This window comes from Streptomyces sp. yr375, assembly GCF_900110755.1.
Classification (GTDB): domain Bacteria; phylum Actinomycetota; class Actinomycetes; order Streptomycetales; family Streptomycetaceae; genus Streptomyces.
Window position 1 is genome coordinate 86,436 of the sequence record NZ_FOFF01000014.1, and the last position, 18,457, is coordinate 104,892.

Below are 18,457 nucleotides of genomic sequence, written 5' to 3' on the forward strand. Positions count from 1 at the left end.
CCGACTTCAGCCCGGCAGTACGTGCACGAGGAGGCCCGCTAGACATGGCACGGCGATACGACACCAATGACGCGACCGACCGCGTGACCGGTCTGCGCGAGGCCGCGTCCGCCGTCCGCCGTGGCGAGCTCGTGGTCCTGCCGACCGACACGGTGTACGGGATCGGCGCCGACGCGTTCTCCTCGGAGGCCGTCGCCGATCTCCTCGACGCCAAGGGCCGGGGCCGCAACATGCCCACGCCCGTCCTCATCGGCTCCCCGAACACGCTGCACGGCCTGGTCACGGACTTCTCCGAGCTGGCCTGGGAACTGGTCGACGCGTTCTGGCCGGGCGCGCTGACGCTCGTCGCCAGGCACCAGCCGTCCCTCCAGTGGGACCTGGGCGACACCCGCGGCACGGTCGCCGTGCGCATGCCGCTGCACCCGGTCGCCATCGAGCTGCTGACGGAGGTCGGCCCGATGGCGGTCTCCTCCGCCAACCTCACCGGCCACCCGGCGCCGGAGAACTGCGACCGCGCGCAGGAGATGCTCGGCGACTCCGTCTCCGTGTACCTCGACGGCGGCCCGACGCCCGCCAACGTCCCGTCGTCGATCGTCGACGTCAGCCGTGCGGTGCCGGTGCTGCTGCGGGCGGGCGCGATCTCCGCGGACGAGCTGCGGAAGGTCGTACCCGACCTCGAGGTGGCGAATTGACAGCCCCTGACGCGGGGCGTGGCATAGGCAACGGGGACCGTGCCGCGGAACAGACGACGACGTTCGGGTTTCCGCGCGACACCTTCCGCATCCTCCACGTCAGCACCGGCAACGTCTGCCGCTCGCCGATCACCGAGCGGCTGACCCGGCATTTCGTGTCGCAGCGGCTCGGGATGCTGGGCGGCGGGCTGATCGTGGAGAGCGCGGGCACCTGGGGCCACGAGGGCGCGCCGATGGAGGCCAACGCGGAGACCGTGCTGGCCGACTTCGGCGCGGACGCGACCGGGTTCACCGGCCGCGAACTCCTCGACGAGCACGTCATCATGGCCGACCTGGTCCTGACGGCGACCCGTGACCACCGCTCCCAGGTCATCTCCATGGGCCACTCGGCGGGCCTGCGCACCTTCACCCTCAAGGAGTTCACCCGCCTGGTGAACGCGATCGACCCCGCGACCCTGCCCCCGCTGGACGAGGGCGTGGTGATGCGCGCCCGCGCCCTGGTCCGCGCGGCGGCGGCCCTGCGCGGCTGGCTGCTGGCCCCGACCCTGGAAGCGGACGAGGTCTACGACCCCTACGGGGCGCCCCTCCCCTTCTTCCGTTCGATCGGCGACGAGATACACCAGGCACTGGATCCGGTCGTCACCGCACTGACGGGCGTGCCCGCGCGGATGTAGCGCATGCGGCGGATGTGACCGGCCGCGCACCCCTGCCGCCCCGGGCCTACATTGGACGTACGTCACCGTCGACGCCCGGAGCGCACCATGTCGGTCACCCACGTCCCCGAGACCGATGTCCTGCGCCGGCAGGACCCCGAGCTGGCCGAGATCCTGCTCGGGGAACGGCAGCGGCAGGCGACGACGCTGCAACTGGTGGCCGCCGAGAACTTCACCTCGCCCGCCGTGCTGGCCGCGCTCGGCTCACCCCTCGCCAACAAGTACGCGGAGGGCTATCCGGGGGCCCGCCACCACGGCGGCTGCGAGATCGTCGACGTCGCCGAGCGCATCGCGGTGGACCGCGCCAAGACACTGTTCGGCGCCGAACACGCCAACGTCCAGCCCCACTCGGGCTCCTCCGCGATGCTGGCCGCCTACGCCGCCCTGCTGCGTCCCGGCGACACGGTCCTCGCCCTCGGGCTGCCCTACGGCGGCCATCTCACGCACGGGTCGCCGGCGAACTTCTCCGGGCGCTGGTTCGATTTCGTCCCCTACGGGGTGGACGCGGAGAGCGGGCTCATCGACCACGACCAGGTGCGGGCGCTGGCCCGCAGCCACCGCCCGAAGGCGATCGTGTGCGGGGCCATCGCCTACCCCCGCCACCTCGACCACGCCTTCTTCCGCGAGGTCGCCGACGAGGTCGGCGCCTATCTCATCGCCGACGCCGCCCACCCCATCGGCCTGGTCGCCGGGGGAGCGGCGCCCAGCCCGGTGCCGTACGCCGACATCGTCTGCGCCACCACGCACAAGGTGCTGCGCGGGCCGCGCGGCGGGATGATCCTGTGCGGCGCCGAACTCGCGGAACGGGTGGACCGGGCTGTTTTCCCGTTCACGCAGGGCGGTGCGCAGATGCACACCATCGCCGCCAAAGCGGTCGCGTTCGGCGAGGCGGCAACCCCGGCGTTCAGCGCGTACGCCCATCGGGTGGTCGCCAATGCGAGGGTTCTCGCCGCCGCGCTCCAAGGCGCGGGGCTGGCCGTCACGACCGGCGGCACCGACACCCACCTCATCACCGCCGACCCGGCTCCCCTAGGGGTCGACGGACGCACCGCGCGCGGGCTGCTCGCCGCCGCCGGGATGGTGCTGGACTGCTGCGCCCTGCCCCACGACCACGCCCGTGGCCTGCGCCTGGGCACCGCCGCGGTGACCACGCAGGGCATGGGGGAGATGGAGATGACCAGGATCGCGGCCCTGCTCGCCGGGGTGCTGCGGGATGAGATAGAGGTCAAGAAGGCCCGAGAGGAAGTGCGCGAACTGGCCGCGGCGCATCCGCCGTACCCGCCGTATCCGGGCTGAACCGGGGTAGACGCGCCCTGTGCACACCCTGGAGCGCACCCCCGTACGCCGCTGCGCACAGCCGCACGTGAAACCATCCTCCCTACCCGGAAGTCCTCACACATATGCGACACATATGCGCTGTGGAGGAGTCGATCGCTAGGGTGTGGGACTGAGATGGCCAGCGAGACCTGTGGGGAAGCCCGTGCGTGAATACCTGCTGACGCTCTGCATCACGGCCGCGGTGACGTATCTGCTGACAGGGCCGGTACGGAAGTTCGCGATCGTGGCCGGAGCGATGCCGGAGATCAGGGCCCGTGACGTGCACCGGGAACCCACTCCGCGGCTCGGCGGGATCGCCATGTTCTTCGGCCTGTGCGCCGGTCTGCTGGTCGCCGACCATCTCAACAACCTCAACGAGGTCTTCGAGAAGTCGAACGAGCCGCGCGCCCTGCTGTCGGGCGCCGCGCTGATCTGGCTGATCGGCGTCCTGGACGACAAGTTCGAGATCGACGCCCTGATCAAGCTGGGCGCCCAGATGATCGCCGCCGGTGTGATGGTGATGCAGGGTCTGACGATCCTGTGGCTGCCCATCCCGACCGTCGGCACGGTCGCGCTGACCCAGTGGCAGGGCACCCTGCTGACGGTGGCGCTGGTCGTCATCACCATCAACGCGGTCAACTTCGTGGACGGCCTCGACGGTCTCGCCGCCGGCATGGTGTGCATCGCGGCCGCCGCGTTCTTCATGTACGCCTACCGCATCTGGTACTCGTACGGCATCGAGGCCGCCGCCCCGGCGACGCTGTTCGCGGCGATCCTGATGGGCATGTGCCTGGGCTTCCTGCCGCACAACATGCATCCGGCGCGGATCTTCATGGGCGACTCGGGCTCGATGCTGATCGGGCTGGTGCTGGCCGCGGGCGCGATCTCGGTCACCGGGCAGGTCGACCCCGACGTGATGAAGCTGTTCTCCGGGTCGGAGCGCAACGCGGTGCACCAGATGGTGCCGGTCTACATCCCGCTGCTGATGCCGCTGACGATCATCGCGATCCCGGCCGCCGACCTCATCCTGGCGATCGTGCGCCGTACCTGGCGCGGCAAGTCGCCGTTCGCGGCGGACCGCGGGCATCTGCACCACCGGCTCCTGGAGATCGGCCACTCGCACAGCCGGGCGGTGCTGATCATGTACTTCTGGTCGGCGCTGATCGGGTTCGGGGCGCTCGCCTACTCGGTCAACTCGGCTTCCATGTGGATCGTTTTGGGCGTCGTGTTCCTCAGCGCGATCGGCCTGGCACTGCTCCTGCTGCCCCGCTTCACCCCGCGCGCCCCGCGTTGGGCGGAGTCCTTCGTGCCGCCCCGCTACCGCCGCCCCCGGGCCGCCGAGACGGTCGCGGCCACCGCGCAGGAACAGCCGGAAACCGTCGCCGCCGTCGCCGACGAGGAGCCGGTTCCGGTGGGTGTGACGGGCGTCAACGGGGCCACCGCGATCGGCGGTCGGCACAGCTCCAAGGTAAGAATCTGACTAGAGCATTGCCAAAACGTGGGAGAACGAGGAGCGGGCAAAGCCCCCATTACCAGACAACCTCCCCCGGTTTCTGCACAGACGCGCACTGTCACTCTCATGTGTGACAGCAACCACACCATCCAGGTAAAGAGCTCATCAAATAGTTTGTGATACGGTTCACGAGAACCCCGGACAGAGCCGACGGGCCGCAGCACGCCGGTCCATCGGAGCGAGATGGCGTGAGGTCTTTCGCCCCTCGAGCCGGGACTACGCTCGTCCATGACGACACCTGCCCCCCTTGAATGCGGAGTTGCCGCCATGCAGTCCAACGACGTACGAACGCTGCTGCACTGTGCCCTGCCCACCGCGCTCGCGGGTGTGGCGGGAGTCGCGGTGAGCGCCGCCGTTGCCGGTGGCAAGGGAGCGCTCGGCGCCGTCTTCGGCGCGGTTCTCGTCCTGCTGTTCATGGGCGGCGGACTGATGGTGCTGCTGCGCACCGCGCGCCAACTGCCCCATCTGTTCCAGTCGATGGGGCTGTTGCTCTACACCACCCAGATCCTGCTGTTGATGATCGTGCTGATCACGTTCAAGGGGACCTCGGCCTTCAACCCGAAATGCTTCGCCTTCACGCTGCTCGCATCCACCCTGGTGTGGATGGCGGCGCAGGTGGTTTCCCATATGAAGGCCAAGATCCTCTACGTCGAGCCGGATTCCGCCGCTCGGACGTCGTCGTGACCTGTAGGGCCGGTGTAAAGGGACTTCCGCTCTTTTGCTATGGTCTCGCCACAACTGCGGCAGAGCTGGCGCGGGCGGCAGTCGTGCCTGTGACGTCTCACGGTTCGGACCCCAGTCGCCGCCCCCTTATCCGCAAGTCCAGTCCAGTGCCGTCCCGCGGTCGCAGGCCGCGCCGACACATCGAGGTTGCCGTACCCATGCGCCACGCTGAAGGAGCTCGCGGTGAGTAACGCCAAGACGCTCGCCTTCGAGACCGACTGTCATATTTTCGACGGGTGCGGTTTCCCGACCCCCGGCCTGCACTCGTTCATGTTCGAGCCGCTCTTCACCGTCGGCGGCATCGAATTCAACAAGCCGATGCTGCTCTCGCTGGTGAGCACCGTCGTCGTCATCGGATTCTTCTGGGCGGCCTTCAACAAGCCGAAGCTGATCCCGGGCAAACTCCAGATGGTCGGCGAAGCGGGGTACGACTTCGTACGCCGCGGCGTCGTCTACGAGACGATCGGCAAGCGCGAGGGCGAGAAGTACGTCCCGCTGATGTTCGCGCTGTTCTTCTTCATCTGGATCATGAACCTCTGGTCGATCATCCCGGTCGCCCAGTTCCCGGCCACGTCGGTCATCGCGTTCCCGGTGGGTCTCGCGGCGCTCGTCTACATCGTGTGGATGAGCATCACGTTCAAGCGCCATGGCTTCATCGGCGGTTGGAAGAACATCACCGGCTACGACCCGTCGCTCGGCCCGGTGTTCCCGATGGTCATGTTCTTCGAGTTCCTGTCGAACGTGTTCATCCGGCCCTTCACGCACGCCGTCCGGCTCTTCGCGAACATGTTCGCCGGCCACGTGCTGATCCTGATCTTCACCATCGGAACCTGGTACCTCCTCAACGGCATCGGCATCGCCTACTCGGCGGTCTCGTTCCTGATGGTCATCGTGATGACGGTCTTCGAACTGTTCATCCAGGCCCTCCAGGCCTACGTCTTCATCCTCCTGTCCTGCAGCTACATCCAGGGCGCGCTCGCCGAGCACCACTGAGCACCCGCACCATCCCCTGAATTTCCGGTGGCCAACCCCCACCGGTCTGTGTAAAGAGAAGGAAGTTACGGCATGTCCGCTCTCGACACCCTCGCCGCGGTCGAAATCAAGGGCAACCTCGCTGCCATCGGCTACGGTCTCGCGGCCATCGGCCCCGGCGTCGGCGTTGGCATCATCTTCGGTAACGGCACCCAGGCGCTGGCTCGCCAGCCCGAGGCCGCCGGCCTGATCCGCCAGAACCAGATCCTGGGCTTCGTGCTCTGTGAGGCGCTCGCCCTCATCGGTCTGGTCATGGGCTTCGTCTACCCGTCTGCCTGACGGTTTCGGCCGACGAGAGAATTCCACGGAAGGAACTGATGTGATCTCGCCCTTGCTGCTCATGGCGGCTGAGGAGGAACAGAATCCTCTGATTCCGGAGATTCCCGAGCTCGTCATCGGTCTGATCGCTTTCGCGATCGTGTTCTTCGTCCTGGGCAAGAAGCTCCTTCCGAACATCAACAAGGTTCTGGAAGAGCGTCGCGACGCCATCGAGGGCGGGATCGAACAGGCCGAGATTGCTCGGACCGAGGCGCAGAGCGTTCTGGAGCAGTACAAGGCCCAGCTCGCCGAGGCCCGTCACGAGGCCGCGCGGCTGCGCCAGGAGGCGCAGGAGCAGGGCGCCGTGCTCATCACCGAGATGCGCGCGGAAGGCCAGCGTCAGCGCGAGGAGATCGTCGCCGCCGGGCACAGCCAGATCGAGGCGGACCGCAAGGCCGCCGCGTCCGCGCTGCGTCAGGACGTCGGCAAGCTCGCCACCGAACTGGCCGGCAAGCTGGTCGGCGAGTCCCTCGAGGACCACGCCCGCCAGAGCCGCGTCATCGACCGCTTCCTCGACGAGCTCGAGGAGAAGGCCGAGGCGTCTCGATGACCTCACACGGAGCGAGCCGCGAGGCATTCGCAGCAGCCCGTGAGCGTCTCGACGCGCTGACGGACTCCACGTCCGTGGACGCGGCACAGCTTGCCGGCGAGCTGGCGGCCGTCACCTCGGTGCTCGACCGCGAGGTCAGCCTGCGACGGGTCCTCACCGACCCGGCGCAGGCCGGTGACGCCAAGGCCGAGCTGGTCAAGCGCCTGCTCGGCACCCAGATCAGCGGCACCGCCGCCGACCTGGTGGCCGGCACCGTGCGCTCCCGCTGGTCGCAGTCCCGCGACCTGGTGGACGCGCTGGAGGAGCTGGCGAGCATCGCCGACCTCACCGCCGCGCAGCAGGCGGGCACGCTCGACGACGTCGAGGACGAGCTGTTCCGCTTCGGGCGGATCGTCTCTTCCAACACCGGGCTGCGCGCCGCACTGACCGACCGGAAGGCCACCGTCTCGGCCAAGAGCGAGCTGCTGAGCAGCCTGCTCGGCAGCCGGGCCGACGCGGCCACCGGGCGACTGGTGACGCGCCTCGTGACCGCCCCCCGTGGACGTAGCCTGGAAGCGGGCCTCGAGTCCCTGTCCAAGCTCGCCGCGGAGCGCCGCGACCGGATGGTCGCCGTCGTCACCTCGGCGGCACCGCTGAGCGACCCGCAGAAGCAGCGCCTCGGCGCCGCCCTCACGAAGCTCTACGGCCGCCCGATGCACCTCAACCTCGACGTGGACCCCGCGGTCCTCGGCGGGATCCGGGTGCAGGTCGGCGACGAAGTGATCAACGGCTCCCTCGCGGACCGTATCGAGGACGCCGCCCGCCGCATGGCGAGCTAGCAGCAACTCAAGACCGCAGTACGAACTGATGGCGGCCCTGGTTGGGCCGTGCAGAGGATTCACCTCTTTCAGGGGGGAGTCCCCATCCCCCCAAAGTGAAACTTCGGGCCCAACAAGGAGAGCAGGGAACCCAGATGGCGGAGCTCACGATCCGGCCGGAGGAGATCCGGGATGCGCTGGAGAACTTTGTCCAGTCGTACAAGCCGGACGCGGCCTCGCGCGAGGAGGTCGGTACGGTCACCCTTGCCGGCGACGGCATCGCGAAGGTAGAGGGCCTCCCCTCGGCCATGGCCAACGAACTGCTGAAGTTCGAGGACGGCACCCTCGGCCTCGCGCTCAACCTCGAAGAGCGCGAGATCGGTACCGTCATCCTCGGCGAGTTCAGCGGCGTCGAGGAGGGCCAGCCGGTCACCCGCACGGGAGAGGTCCTGTCCGTCGCCGTCGGCGAGGGCTACCTCGGCCGTGTCGTCGACCCGCTCGGCAACCCGATCGACGGCCTCGGCGAGATCGAGACGTCCGGCCGCCGTGCCCTGGAGCTTCAGGCTCCGGGCGTGATGGCCCGTAAGTCGGTGCACGAGCCGATGGAGACCGGCTACAAGGCCGTCGACGCGATGACCCCGATCGGCCGTGGTCAGCGTCAGCTCATCATCGGTGACCGCCAGACCGGCAAGACCGCCCTGGCCGTCGACACGATCATCAACCAGCGCGACAACTGGCGCTCGGGCGACGTGAACAAGCAGGTTCGCTGCGTCTACGTCGCCATCGGTCAGAAGGGCTCGACCATCGCCTCCGTGCGTGGCGCCCTCGAAGAGGCCGGCGCGCTGGAGTACACGACCATCGTCGCCGCCCCGGCGTCCGACCCGGCCGGCTTCAAGTACCTTGCGCCGTACACCGGTTCGGCCATCGGTCAGCAGTGGATGTACGAGGGCAAGCACGTCCTCATCATCTTCGACGACCTCTCGAAGCAGGCCGACGCCTACCGCGCCGTGTCGCTGCTGCTGCGCCGTCCGCCGGGCCGCGAGGCCTACCCGGGCGACGTCTTCTACCTGCACTCCCGGCTGCTCGAGCGCTGCGCGAAGCTCTCGGACGAGCTGGGCGCCGGCTCGATGACCGGTCTGCCGATCGTCGAGACGAAGGCCAACGACGTCTCGGCGTTCATCCCGACCAACGTCATCTCCATCACCGACGGCCAGTGCTTCCTGGAGTCGGACCTGTTCAACGCCGGTCAGCGTCCCGCGCTGAACGTCGGTATCTCCGTCTCCCGAGTCGGTGGTTCCGCGCAGCACAAGGCGATGCGTCAGGTGTCCGGCCGGCTCCGCCTCGACCTCGCCCAGTACCGCGAGCTGGAGGCGTTCGCCGCCTTCGGTTCCGACCTGGACGCGGCGTCGAAGTCCCAGCTCGAGCGCGGTCAGCGTCTGGTGGAGCTGCTCAAGCAGGCTCAGTACCAGCCGATGCGCACCGAGGACCAGGTCGTCTCCGTCTGGGCCGGCACCACCGGCCGGATGGACGAGGTTCCGGTCTCCGACATCCGCCGCTTCGAGAAGGAGCTGCTGGAGTACCTGCACCGCAAGGAGCAGGGCCTCATGACCTCCATCAAGGAGGGCGCGAAGATGTCGGACGACACCCTCACCGCCATCGCCGACGCCATCGCCGAGTTCAAGAAGCAGTTCGAGACCTCGGACGGCAAGCTCCTCGGCGAGGACGCCCCGGCCGCGGCCAAGTGACGTAAGGAAGGGACCTGACTCATGGGAGCCCAGCTCCGGGTCTACAAGCGTCGCATCCGATCCGTCACCGCGACCAAGAAGATCACCAAGGCGATGGAGATGATCGCCGCCTCGCGCGTCGTCAAGGCGCAGCGCAAGGTGGCGGCCTCCGCGCCGTACGCGACCGAGCTCACCCGCGCGGTCACGGCGGTCGGCACCGGTTCGAACACGAAGCACGCGCTGACCACGCAGGCCGAGACGGTCGTGCGGTCCGCGGTGCTGCTCCTGACGAGCGACCGCGGTCTGGCCGGCGCGTTCAACTCCAACGCCATCAAGGCCGCCGAGCAGTTGACGGCGCGCCTCGAGGCCGAGGGCAAGCAGGTCGAGACGTACATCGTCGGCCGACGTGGCGTGGCCCACTACAACTTCCGTGAGCGCAAGGTCGCGGAGTCGTGGTCGGGCTTCACCGACGAGCCGACGTACGCGGACGCCAAGAAGGTCGCGGCCCCGCTGATCGAGGCCATCGAGAAGGACACGGCCGACGGCGGCGTGGACGAGATCCACATCGTCTTCACCGAGTTCGTCTCGATGATGACGCAGACGGCGATGGATGACCGTCTGCTGCCGCTCAGCCTCGACGAGGTGGCGAAGGAGTCGGCGCCGAAGGGCGAGATCCTTCCGCTGTACGACTTCGAGCCCTCGGCGGAGGACGTCCTCGACGCCCTGCTGCCGCGCTACGTGGAGAGCCGCGTCTACAACGCGCTTCTCCAGTCGGCCGCTTCCAAGCACGCCGCCACGCGGCGCGCGATGAAGTCGGCCACCGACAACGCGGGAGATCTCATCGAGACCCTCTCGCGGCTTGCCAACGCGGCCCGCCAGGCCGAAATCACCCAGGAAATCAGCGAGATCGTCGGTGGCTCCGCAGCCCTGGCCGACGCGACCGCGGGGAGTGACAGGTAATGACGACGACAGTTGAGACGGCCGTTGCCACGGGCCGCGTCGCCCGGGTCATCGGCCCGGTCGTCGACGTGGAATTCCCCGTCGACGCCATGCCGGAGATCTACAACGCCCTTCACGTCGAGGTCGCCGACCCGGCGAACGACGGCGAGAAGAAGACGCTGACCCTGGAGGTCGCCCAGCACCTGGGTGACGGCCTGGTCCGCACCATCTCGATGCAGCCCACCGACGGTCTGGTCCGCCAGGCCGCCGTCACCGACACCGGCACGGGCATCACCGTCCCGGTCGGCGACTTCACCAAGGGCAAGGTGTTCAACACCCTCGGTGAGGTGCTGAACGTCGACGAGAAGTACGAGGGCGAGCGCTGGTCCATCCACCGCAAGGCCCCGCGCTTCGACGAGCTCGAGTCGAAGACCGAGATGTTCGAGACCGGCGTCAAGGTCATCGACCTGCTGACCCCGTACGTCAAGGGCGGCAAGATCGGCCTGTTCGGCGGTGCCGGCGTCGGCAAGACGGTGCTCATCCAGGAGATGATCTACCGCGTCGCCAACAACCACGACGGTGTCTCCGTGTTCGCCGGTGTCGGCGAGCGCACCCGTGAGGGCAACGACCTCATCGAGGAGATGGCCGACTCGGGCGTCATCGACAAGACGGCGCTTGTCTTCGGTCAGATGGACGAGCCCCCGGGCACCCGTCTGCGCGTGGCCCTGGCCGGTCTGACCATGGCGGAGTACTTCCGCGATGTGCAGAAGCAGGACGTGCTGTTCTTCATCGACAACATCTTCCGCTTCACGCAGGCCGGTTCCGAGGTCTCGACCCTGCTCGGCCGCATGCCCTCCGCGGTGGGCTACCAGCCGAACCTGGCCGACGAGATGGGTCTCCTCCAGGAGCGCATCACCTCGACCCGTGGTCACTCGATCACCTCGATGCAGGCGATCTACGTCCCCGCGGACGACCTGACCGACCCGGCCCCGGCCACCACCTTCGCCCACCTCGACGCGACGACGGTGCTCTCCCGTCCGATCTCCGAGAAGGGCATCTACCCGGCCGTGGACCCGCTGGACTCCACGTCCCGCATCCTGGACCCGCGGTACATCGCGGCGGACCACTACAACACCGCCATGCGCGTCAAGACGGTGCTGCAGAAGTACAAGGACCTCCAGGACATCATCGCCATCCTCGGCATCGACGAGCTGGGCGAGGAGGACAAGCTCACCGTCCACCGCGCCCGTCGCGTGGAGCGCTTCCTGTCCCAGAACACCCACGTCGCCAAGCAGTTCACCGGCGTCGACGGGTCGGACGTCCCGCTGGACGAGTCGATCGTGGCGTTCAACGCGATCATCGACGGCGACTACGACCACTTCCCGGAGCAGGCGTTCTTCCTGTGCGGTGGCATCGAGGACCTGAAGGCCAACGCCAAGGAGCTGGGCGTCTCCTGACCTCGGAGCCGAAGAGCTCTGAAGAGTTCTGAAGAGTTCCGATATCTGAAGAGTTCTGAGTTCTGAAGTGTTCTGAAACTCGTGTGAGGGGGCGGGCGCGTCCTGCCCCCTCACGCACGCCTACTAGACTTGTAACCAACACCCGGCAGAACCCGCCGGGTGGTGACCCGAGGAGCCACCTTGGCTGCTGAGCTGCACGTCGCGCTGGTCGCGGCCGACCGAGAGGTCTGGTCCGGCGAGGCCACCCTGGTCGTCGCGCGCACCACGTCCGGCGACATCGGCGTCATGCCCGGTCACCAGCCGCTGCTCGGTGTGCTGGAGTCGGGCCCGGTGACCATCCGTACGAGTGATGGTGGAACGGTCGTCGCCGCGGTGCACGGCGGTTTCATCTCGTTCGCGGACAACAAGCTGTCGCTGCTGGCCGAGATCGCCGAGCTGTCGGACGAGATCGATGTCCAGCGCGTGGAGCGCGAGCTCGAGCGCGCGAAGGCGGAGGGCGACGCCGCCGCCGAGCGCCGCGCGGACGTACGACTGCGTGCGGCGGCTACGCGCTAACCCGCGCGAGCTGCCTGACGTCACTCAGCCGCGGTCGGCTCCGGAGCAATCCGGAGCCGACCGCGGCTGAGGCAGATATGGATGTTTTTTCCGTTCCGTTACCTATTTTCGGTACCTAGGAGACGAGGAGGTCGGTGTCGATGGTCCTCGCTCTGACTGTGTGCGGAATCGTCGTGGCCCTGGTGGCGCTGGGGCTTTTCGTCTTCGGTCTGCGCCGCAGACTCATCCAGCGTTCCGGCGGCACCTTCGACTGCTCCCTGCGCTGGGACGTCCCCGAGAAACCGGACACCAGCGGCAAAGGCTGGAGCTACGGGGTCGCCCGCTACAACGGCGACCGCATCGAGTGGTACCGCGTCTTCTCCTACGCCTACCGCCCGCGCCGGGTCCTGGAGCGCGGCTCGATCGAGGTGGCCGGCCGCCGTCTCCCCGAGGGCGAGGAGGAGTTGGCGCTGCTGTCCGATGCCGTCGTCCTGGTCTGCCTGCACCGGGGCACGCGTCTCGAACTCGCCATGAGTGAAGACGCGCTGACCGGTTTCCTCGCCTGGCTGGAGGCGGCTCCGCCCGGACAGCGCGTCAACGTCGCCTAGTTCTCTTCGGGCAACTCCCTTACGACAGCCCGCTGTTGATGGCGTTCACCAGCTCGCCGCCCGCGGTGTCGCCGCTGAACTCCCAGAAGAACGCGCCGCCCAGGCCCTGGCTCTTGGCCCAGGCCAGCTTGGTGGCGATGGTGGCCGGGGTGTCGTAGGACCACCAGTTGCTGCCGCAGTGCGCGTATGCCGTGCCGGCGATGGTGCCGGTGGCCGGGCAGGACGTCTTGAGGACCTTGTAGTCCTCGATGCCCTGTTCGTACGTCCCCGACGCCGGGCCCGTCGCCGTGCCGCCCGGGGCGTCCTGGGCGACGCCGGTCCAGCCACGGCCGTAGAAGCCGATGCCGATGAGCAGCTTGCTCGCGGGGACGCCCTTCGCCCTGAACTTGGCCATCGCGTCGGCCGTGCTGAATCCGGCCGTGGGGATGCCGCTGTACGAGGTGAGCGGGGAGTGCGGGGCCGTCGGGCCCTGGGCGGCCCACGCGCCGAAGAAGTCGTACGTCATGACGTTGTACCAGTCGACGTACGCCGCCGCGCCCGCGTAGTCGGCCGCGTCGATCTTGCCGCCGGTGCTGCCGTCGGCGGTGGTGGCCGCGGTGACGAGGTTGCCGGTGCCGAACTTGGCGCGCAGGGCGGCCATCAGGTTCTTGTAGGCCGCCGCCCCGCTGGTGTCGCAGGACAGGCCGCAGGCGTTGGGGTACTCCCAGTCGATGTCGATGCCGTCGAAGACGTCGGCCCAGCGTGGGTCCTCGATCAGGTCGTAGCAGGACTGGGCGAAGGCCGCCGGGTTGGCGGCGGCCTGGGCGAAGCCGCCGGACCAGGTCCAGCCGCCGAACGACCACAGCACCTTGAGGCCCGGGTACTTGGCCTTGAGCTGCCGCAACTGGTTGAAGTTGCCGCGCAGCGGCTGGTCCCAGGTGTCGGCGACGCCGCTGACGGACTGGTCGGCGGTGAACGCCTTGTCGTAGTCGGCGTAGGAGTCGCCGATCGCGCACTTGCCGTTCGTGACGTTGCCGAAGGCGTAGTTGATGTGCGTGATCTTCGCGGCGGAGCCGGACGTCACCAGGTTCTTGACCTGGTAGTTGCGGCCGTAGATGCCCCACTCGGTGAAGTAGCCGAGCTTGACCTTGTCGCCGTTGGTCGGGGGAGTGGTGCCGCCGGTGGTGTGGACGGCGACCGCGCCGCCGGCCGGTCCGCTCTGGTCGGCGGTGTCGCGGGCCTGGACGGCGTAGGAGTAGTCGGTGCCTGCGGTGAGGCCGGTGTCGGTGTACGAGGTCGTCGTCACGGTGGCGACCTTCGCGCCGTCGCGCAGGACGTCGTAGTTCTTGATGCCGTGGTCGTCGGTGGCGGCGGACCAGGTCAGTTTCACCGAGGTGTCGGTGACGCCCGAGGCGGTGGGGGTGCCGGGGGCGGACGGGGCGGCGTCGCCGGGGACCGTCGTGCCGTCACAACTGCCGCCGTTCAGCTTGCAGTTGGCGGGGGAGCCGGGGCCCGCGCCGTTGAAGCCGAAGGAGAGGGAGGCGCCGGGGGCGATCGTGCCGTTGTAGGACTTGTTCCTGGCGGTCCAGTGGGTGCCGGCGGACGTGACGTCGGCGTCCCAGGCGGAGGTGACGGACGTGCCGGACGGGAAGTCCCATTCCACCGTCCATGAACCGAGGGCGGTGGCACCGGTGTTCGTCACCGTCCAGCGGCCCTCGAAGCCGGTGCCCCAGTCGGAGGCCTTGGTGTAGGTGGCGGTGGCCGATACGGCATCCGCGGCGGCGCGGGCGGGGCTCGCGAGGCCGGCCAGTCCGGCGAGCGGGAGCAGCAGGGCCGCGAATCCTGCCGCGGCTCGGTGTCTGAAGCGCATCCGGCGTCTCCTCAAGGGGAGTTGGGGGGGCGTGGCTGAGCCCTCACGCCCACGGTGCCGCGAGAATAGAAAGGTCTGGACCATCGGTCAATAGGTCTGGACCATCTAGGTGTTGGCCTCGCCGCCGGCCCATCCGTCGGCCTCTTCGTGGGCGCTCTAGATCCCCAACTCCTGTGCCAGCACCGCCGCTTGCACCCGGCTGCGCAGCTCCAGCTTGCCCAGCAGCCGGCTGACGTGCGTCTTCACCGTCGCCTCCGCCATGTCGAGGCGCTCGGCGATCCCCGCGTTGGACAGCCCCTCGCCGAGACAGGCCAGCACCTCGCGCTCGCGCCGGGTGAGGCTGTCGAGGACGGCGGGGTCGGCCCTCGGCCCCCGTACCGGCTTCGCCGCGAACTCGGCGATCAGCCGGCGGGTCACGGCCGGGGCGATCATGCCCTCGCCGGCCGCCACCGTGCGGACCGCCGCCAACAGGTCCCTCGCCTCCGTGTTCTTCAGCAGGAACCCGGCAGCGCCCGCCCGCAGCGCCCCGAACACGTACGCGTCGAGGTCGAAGGTGGTCAGCACCAGGACGTCGGCGAGGCCCTCCGCGACGACCAGCCGGGTCGCCGACACCCCGTCCAGACGCGGCATCTGAAGGTCCATCAGAACCAGATCCGGCCTCAACTCGCGGGCCAGCGCCACCGCTTGCTCCCCGTCCGCCGCCTCCCCGACCACCTCGATGTCGGGCGCGCTGCCCAGGATGAGGACGAGCCCGGCGCGCACGGCCGACTGGTCCTCGGCGACCAGGACCCGGATCACGGAGCTCACGCGGGCTCTCCTTCCGCGAGGGGGAACGTGGCGCGCACCGTCCAGTGAGCGCCCTCGGGCCCGGCGTCGAACGCGCCGCCCAGCAGCGCCGCCCGCTCCCGCATCCCGATCAGCCCGGCCCCCGAACCCGGGGCGCGGGGCCCGTCCCGGTGGCCGTAGGGGCTGCGCACCCGGACGTCGAGCACGCCGTCGCGCTGGGCGAGGGCGACGGTGACCCGGCCGGGGGGCGCGTGCTTGAGGGCGTTGGTCAGTGACTCCTGGACGATGCGGTAGGCGGCGAGTTCGACGGGGGCGGGGACCTGGCCGTGCTCGGCGTGCAGGGCGACGTCCAGGCCGTTGGCGCGGGCGCCGCCGACGAGCGCCGCCAGGCCGTCCAGGGTGGGAGCGGCGGCGGGTTCGTGGTCCTCGCTGCCGTCGCGCAGGATCCCGATCAGCCGCCGCATCTCCGCGAGCCCTTCGACACTGTTCTCGCGGATGACGGACAGGGCCTGCCGGGAGGTGCCCGGCTCGTCGATCGAGAGGGCCGCCGTCGAGTGGATGGCGATCGCGGACAGGTGGTTGGCGACCATGTCGTGCAACTCCCGTGCCATCCGCGCCCGTTCGCTCGTGACGGCCTGGGCGCGGTCCATCTCCGCGAGCAGCGCGGTCTGTTCGGCGCGCAGCCGGGCGGCCTCGGCGGCGTCACGGTGGTTGCGGACGATCCAGCCGGTGGCGGCGGGACCGTAGGCCACGATGCCGATCACCACGCCGATCAGCAGGGTCTCCGGCGCGCGCCACACCGCGAACGGCACCAGCGTCCCGGCCACCGTCAGCAGGCCGGTGATCCACTGGATGCGGCGGGCCGAGGCGAGCGGGCCGTACAGGACGGCCGCGTACATGAGGTCGGTGAACATCAGGACCGTGACCAGGCTGCCCTGGGTGCAGGTGTCCAGGACGATCGCGGCCGTGCCGGCCAGCAGCGCCGTGCGCGGCGCGACCCGGCGCAGCACCTCGCAGCCGGCCATCACGCCCAGCGCCGCCAGGACCGGCCAGGGGCCGTCGAGCAGCACGATCGGGTCCTTGGCCGGCCGGGTGCCCAGCCCCAGGACCGCCAGCAGCAGGCCGCCCAGCAGCCCGCCGGCCGCGACGTACACGTCGAACCGGTGCGGGCGGGGCAGTCCTCGTACGGCCATGCCCTCCATCCAACACGCCCCACGCCCCGGCCGCCTGCACCCCGAGGACGGTCCCGAACTGCATCTTTCGATGTACCGCGACGGGCACCGACCTCGTCCCCACCGCCGACGAGACGCGCTCACGCGCACGGGAGCCTGGGAAGGAGAGCGAGAGGAGCGAACCGTGATCGTCGGACTGATCATCGCCTGCGAGGTGGCCTTCTGGGTGCTGCTGGCCGCCGGACTGGCCTTCCGGTACGTGTTCCGGATGCCGCGGCTGGGCCTGGCCCTGCTGCTGTGCGAGCCGCTGCTGGAGATCGTGCTGTTCGCCGTGACCGCGATCGACCTCCGGAACGGCGCCGAGCCGGACTGGCGGCACGGTCTCGCCGCCGTCTACCTCGGCTTCACCGTGGGCTTCGGTCACTCCACCCTCAGGTGGGCCGACGCCCGTGTCGCCCACCGCTTCGCCGGCGGTCCGCCGCCCGTGCGGCCGCCGAAGTACGGCACGGCCCGCGCCGTCCACGAGTGGCGGGTCGCGGGCCGCTGGACCGTCGCCGCGCTGGTCGCCCTCGGCCTGCTCCAGGCGGCCGCCTGGTACGTCGGCGGGGACGGCGACATCGGCTCGCTGCGGGCGTGGCAGCAGCGGATGCTGTTCGTCATCGGTGTCAACGTTGTCATCGCCGCGAGCTACACCCTGTTCCCGAAGAAGCGGCCGAAGGGCGAGGGCGGTGCGCGTCGGGAACAGGCCAAGATGCGTTAGCGCTCGCTGCCCGGCACCCAGAGCACGTCCCCGGCGGCCTTGTTGGCGACGCGCGCCAGGATGCCGCATGTTCCGGGGGCAACCCCCGGACCCCCGGCCGGGGGTGGGTTTTCTCAGCGTTCGCCGCCAGGAACCCACAAGACGTCTCCCACATCCCGGTTGGCCACGCGCGCCAGGATGAACAGCAGGTCCGAGAGGCGGTTGAGGTAGGTCGCGGTGAGGGGGTTCATGAGGGCGGCGTGGGTCTCCAGGGCGGCCCAGGTGGAGCGTTCGGCGCGGCGGACGACCGTGCAGGCGTGGTGGAGCAGGGCCGCGCCCGGGGTGCCGCCGGGGAGGATGAACGAGCGGAGCTTCTCCACCTGCTCGTTGAAGTGGTCGCAGTCCGTCTCCAGCCGGTCGATGTAGAACTGCTCCACCCGCAGGGGCGGGTACTGCGGGTTCTCCACCACCGGCGTCGACAGGTCCGCGCCCACGTCGAACAGGTCGTTCTGGACGCGGGTGAGGACCTTGACGACCTCCTCGTCGAGTTCGCCCAGCGCGAGCGCCGTGCCGAGCACCGCGTTCGCCTCGTTGACGTCGGCGTACGCGGCGATCCTGAGGTCGGTCTTGGCGACCCGGCTCATGTCGCCGAGGTTGGTGGTGCCCTTGTCGCCGGTCTTCGTATAGATGCGCGTCAGATTCACCATGCGGCCAATCTAGACCGATCGGACGGTGCCACCAATCGGTGGGAACAGGAGTGAAACGGACAGCAATTGACGACGTGACCGGTGTCTCACGCCATGAGACGTGAGCCGCGTTACTAAGCGGTCACACAGTGCCCGCGCGAGCGCTAATCTCCCGCCAGAGTCACACCGATGCGCCGGATGGCTGACACCGGTGACATCGGACGCGTGAGCGGGCAGGGCTTCTCCAGGCACCGAAACCGCACAGGCCCCATGGGCCTCACCCCTGCGGGTGAATTCGGTATCGGTTC

General features: G+C 69.1%; 19 protein-coding genes. 15 read left to right on the forward strand and 4 right to left on the reverse strand.

What is annotated here, in order from left to right; translation table 11 throughout:
* Positions 1-44: 44 nt before the first annotated feature.
* From BMZ82_RS16795 to BMZ82_RS16860, 14 genes are all read left to right on the forward strand, one after another.
* Complete coding sequence (locus BMZ82_RS16795) at positions 45-692, forward strand: L-threonylcarbamoyladenylate synthase (protein WP_093776475.1); 648 nt, start codon at positions 45-47, stop codon at positions 690-692.
* A complete protein-coding gene (locus BMZ82_RS16800) occupies positions 689-1,366 on the forward strand; it encodes an arsenate reductase/protein-tyrosine-phosphatase family protein (RefSeq protein ID WP_093776477.1) in 678 nt (225 codons plus the stop codon). Before BMZ82_RS16795 ends, BMZ82_RS16800 begins: the two co-directional genes overlap by 4 nt.
* 87 nt (positions 1,367-1,453) lie before the next feature.
* A complete protein-coding gene (gene glyA, locus BMZ82_RS16805) occupies positions 1,454-2,701 on the forward strand; it encodes a serine hydroxymethyltransferase (protein ID WP_093776479.1) in 1,248 nt (415 codons plus the stop codon).
* 184 nt (positions 2,702-2,885) lie between these two features.
* Positions 2,886-4,202, forward strand: a complete 1,317-nt coding sequence (locus BMZ82_RS16810; RefSeq protein ID WP_093776481.1) for an MraY family glycosyltransferase — start codon at positions 2,886-2,888, stop codon at positions 4,200-4,202.
* A 300-nt stretch (positions 4,203-4,502) separates the two neighbouring features.
* A complete protein-coding gene (locus BMZ82_RS16815; protein WP_093776483.1) occupies positions 4,503-4,919 on the forward strand; it encodes a Cg1360 family ATP-synthase-associated protein in 417 nt (138 codons plus the stop codon).
* A 222-nt stretch (positions 4,920-5,141) separates the two neighbouring features.
* Positions 5,142-5,951, forward strand: a complete 810-nt coding sequence (gene atpB, locus BMZ82_RS16820; protein WP_177244527.1) for a F0F1 ATP synthase subunit A — start codon at positions 5,142-5,144, stop codon at positions 5,949-5,951.
* Positions 5,952-6,023: 72 nt separating this feature from the next.
* A complete protein-coding gene (gene atpE, locus BMZ82_RS16825) occupies positions 6,024-6,269 on the forward strand; it encodes an ATP synthase F0 subunit C (RefSeq protein ID WP_067259277.1) in 246 nt (81 codons plus the stop codon).
* A gap of 43 nt (positions 6,270-6,312) precedes the next feature.
* Positions 6,313-6,858 carry a F0F1 ATP synthase subunit B gene (locus BMZ82_RS16830; protein WP_093776621.1) on the forward strand — a complete coding sequence of 182 codons (546 nt, stop codon included), beginning with the start codon at positions 6,313-6,315 and terminating at the stop codon, positions 6,856-6,858.
* Positions 6,855-7,676 carry a F0F1 ATP synthase subunit delta gene (locus tag BMZ82_RS16835; protein ID WP_093776485.1) on the forward strand — a complete coding sequence of 274 codons (822 nt, stop codon included), beginning with the start codon at positions 6,855-6,857 and terminating at the stop codon, positions 7,674-7,676. Before BMZ82_RS16830 ends, BMZ82_RS16835 begins: the two co-directional genes overlap by 4 nt.
* Before the next feature lie 134 nt (positions 7,677-7,810).
* Positions 7,811-9,400, forward strand: coding sequence for a F0F1 ATP synthase subunit alpha (gene atpA / locus BMZ82_RS16840; protein WP_093776487.1), 1,590 nt, complete (start codon positions 7,811-7,813; stop codon positions 9,398-9,400).
* A 21-nt stretch (positions 9,401-9,421) separates the two neighbouring features.
* The gene (locus BMZ82_RS16845) at positions 9,422-10,339 is read left to right on the forward strand and encodes a F0F1 ATP synthase subunit gamma (RefSeq protein ID WP_093776489.1); all 918 of its coding nucleotides are present in this window, start codon (positions 9,422-9,424) and stop codon (positions 10,337-10,339) included.
* Positions 10,339-11,775, forward strand: coding sequence for a F0F1 ATP synthase subunit beta (gene atpD, locus BMZ82_RS16850; protein ID WP_093776491.1), 1,437 nt, complete (start codon positions 10,339-10,341; stop codon positions 11,773-11,775). The genes BMZ82_RS16845 and atpD overlap by 1 nt, the downstream gene beginning before the upstream one ends.
* A gap of 180 nt (positions 11,776-11,955) precedes the next feature.
* Entirely contained in the window at positions 11,956-12,330 is a 375-nt protein-coding gene (locus tag BMZ82_RS16855; RefSeq protein WP_079659511.1) for a F0F1 ATP synthase subunit epsilon, read from the forward strand.
* Positions 12,331-12,470: 140 nt separating this feature from the next.
* On the forward strand, positions 12,471-12,917 hold the full coding sequence (locus tag BMZ82_RS16860; protein WP_093776493.1) for a DUF2550 domain-containing protein: 447 nt from the start codon (positions 12,471-12,473) through the stop codon (positions 12,915-12,917).
* Between the two features lie 19 nt (positions 12,918-12,936).
* On the opposite strand, the gene BMZ82_RS16865 is transcribed toward BMZ82_RS16860, so the two are convergent.
* The 3 genes from BMZ82_RS16865 to BMZ82_RS16875 all read right to left on the reverse strand — a co-directional run bounded on the left by BMZ82_RS16865 (position 12,937) and on the right by BMZ82_RS16875 (position 16,745).
* The gene (locus BMZ82_RS16865) at positions 12,937-14,766 is read right to left on the reverse strand and encodes a glycoside hydrolase family 18 chitinase (RefSeq protein ID WP_093776495.1); all 1,830 of its coding nucleotides are present in this window, start codon (positions 14,764-14,766) and stop codon (positions 12,937-12,939) included.
* A 156-nt stretch (positions 14,767-14,922) separates the two neighbouring features.
* Positions 14,923-15,564: a response regulator gene (locus BMZ82_RS16870; protein ID WP_093776623.1), complete on the reverse strand. Its 642-nt coding sequence runs from the start codon at positions 15,562-15,564 to the stop codon at positions 14,923-14,925.
* Positions 15,565-15,569: 5 nt separating this feature from the next.
* Positions 15,570-16,745, reverse strand: a complete 1,176-nt coding sequence (locus BMZ82_RS16875) for a sensor histidine kinase (protein WP_093776497.1) — start codon at positions 16,743-16,745, stop codon at positions 15,570-15,572.
* Between the two features lie 163 nt (positions 16,746-16,908).
* Here BMZ82_RS16875 and BMZ82_RS16880 point away from each other — a divergent pair, with 163 nt between their 5' ends.
* Complete coding sequence (locus BMZ82_RS16880) at positions 16,909-17,484, forward strand: hypothetical protein (RefSeq protein WP_093776499.1); 576 nt, start codon at positions 16,909-16,911, stop codon at positions 17,482-17,484.
* A 113-nt stretch (positions 17,485-17,597) separates the two neighbouring features.
* On the opposite strand, the gene BMZ82_RS16885 is transcribed toward BMZ82_RS16880, so the two are convergent.
* Entirely contained in the window at positions 17,598-18,170 is a 573-nt protein-coding gene (locus BMZ82_RS16885; protein ID WP_093776501.1) for a cob(I)yrinic acid a,c-diamide adenosyltransferase, read from the reverse strand.
* Positions 18,171-18,457: the final 287 nt, after the last annotated feature.

Excerpts from the sequence above, each read along its gene's own strand:
- BMZ82_RS16865 (WP_093776495.1), bottom strand. The coding sequence starts at position 14,766 with ATGCGCTTCAGACACCGAGCCGCGGCAGGATTCGCGGCCCTGCTGCTC.
- BMZ82_RS16885 (WP_093776501.1), bottom strand. The coding sequence starts at position 18,170 with ATGGTGAATCTGACGCGCATCTATACGAAGACCGGCGACAAGGGCACC.
- atpE (WP_067259277.1), top strand. The coding sequence starts at position 6,024 with ATGTCCGCTCTCGACACCCTCGCCGCGGTCGAAATCAAGGGCAACCTC.
- atpD (WP_093776491.1), top strand. The coding sequence starts at position 10,339 with ATGACGACGACAGTTGAGACGGCCGTTGCCACGGGCCGCGTCGCCCGG.
- BMZ82_RS16815 (WP_093776483.1), top strand. The coding sequence starts at position 4,503 with ATGCAGTCCAACGACGTACGAACGCTGCTGCACTGTGCCCTGCCCACC.
- BMZ82_RS16860 (WP_093776493.1), top strand. The coding sequence starts at position 12,471 with ATGGTCCTCGCTCTGACTGTGTGCGGAATCGTCGTGGCCCTGGTGGCG.
- BMZ82_RS16795 (WP_093776475.1), top strand. The coding sequence starts at position 45 with ATGGCACGGCGATACGACACCAATGACGCGACCGACCGCGTGACCGGT.
- atpA (WP_093776487.1), top strand. The coding sequence starts at position 7,811 with ATGGCGGAGCTCACGATCCGGCCGGAGGAGATCCGGGATGCGCTGGAG.
- BMZ82_RS16835 (WP_093776485.1), top strand. The coding sequence starts at position 6,855 with ATGACCTCACACGGAGCGAGCCGCGAGGCATTCGCAGCAGCCCGTGAG.
- BMZ82_RS16845 (WP_093776489.1), top strand. The coding sequence starts at position 9,422 with ATGGGAGCCCAGCTCCGGGTCTACAAGCGTCGCATCCGATCCGTCACC.
- BMZ82_RS16875 (WP_093776497.1), bottom strand. The coding sequence starts at position 16,745 with ATGGCCGTACGAGGACTGCCCCGCCCGCACCGGTTCGACGTGTACGTC.
- glyA (WP_093776479.1), top strand. The coding sequence starts at position 1,454 with ATGTCGGTCACCCACGTCCCCGAGACCGATGTCCTGCGCCGGCAGGAC.